General features: G+C 29.8%; 1 protein-coding gene. It reads left to right on the top strand.

Translation table 11 applies throughout. The features are described from left to right. Positions 1-34: 34 nt before the first annotated feature. Positions 35-352, top strand: coding sequence for a hypothetical protein (locus C9J37_RS27895; RefSeq protein WP_107897952.1), 318 nt, complete (start codon positions 35-37; stop codon positions 350-352). The last annotated feature ends 97 nt before the right edge of the window (positions 353-449 follow it).

Below are 449 nucleotides of genomic sequence, written 5' to 3'. Positions count from 1 at the left end.
TGTTACAATTTGGATAGAAAGGTAGGTGATACATATGGATATGGTTTTAAAAATTTGTATTTCAGATGGGTCTGAAATTATCGTCGATGGCTTTGATGACATTTCTTTTTACAATGAAATACCTAATATAGAAGTAACTCATTCAGGTTATTCTTGGCAGAAAGACTATTACTATGAATTACTAAACAACCTAAGTAGATTCAAATTTATTGCTATTGAAAGACATGATTCAAACCATAGAATGGAATATAAAAATCATACTTTCGCTTTTAAAAATGATAATTTTGAAGGCAATAAACCACTATTTTTACAAACGAGTTGCATAACAACGGTTGTGGACATGTATAGTTAATTGTTTAAGGCAGGCTATTTTAGTCTGCTTTTTTATTTGATGAGATGTGCCAGCATCTTTCTAAAAAAGTTTGCTTTGCTCTTTCTACTATCTCTAA

Source organism: Lysinibacillus mangiferihumi (genome assembly GCF_003049665.1).
Taxonomy (GTDB): domain Bacteria; phylum Bacillota; class Bacilli; order Bacillales_A; family Planococcaceae; genus Lysinibacillus; species Lysinibacillus mangiferihumi.
This window is presented reverse-complemented; position numbering and strand designations above follow the sequence as displayed.

Excerpts from the sequence above, each read along its gene's own strand:
- C9J37_RS27895 (WP_107897952.1), top strand. The coding sequence starts at position 35 with ATGGATATGGTTTTAAAAATTTGTATTTCAGATGGGTCTGAAATTATC.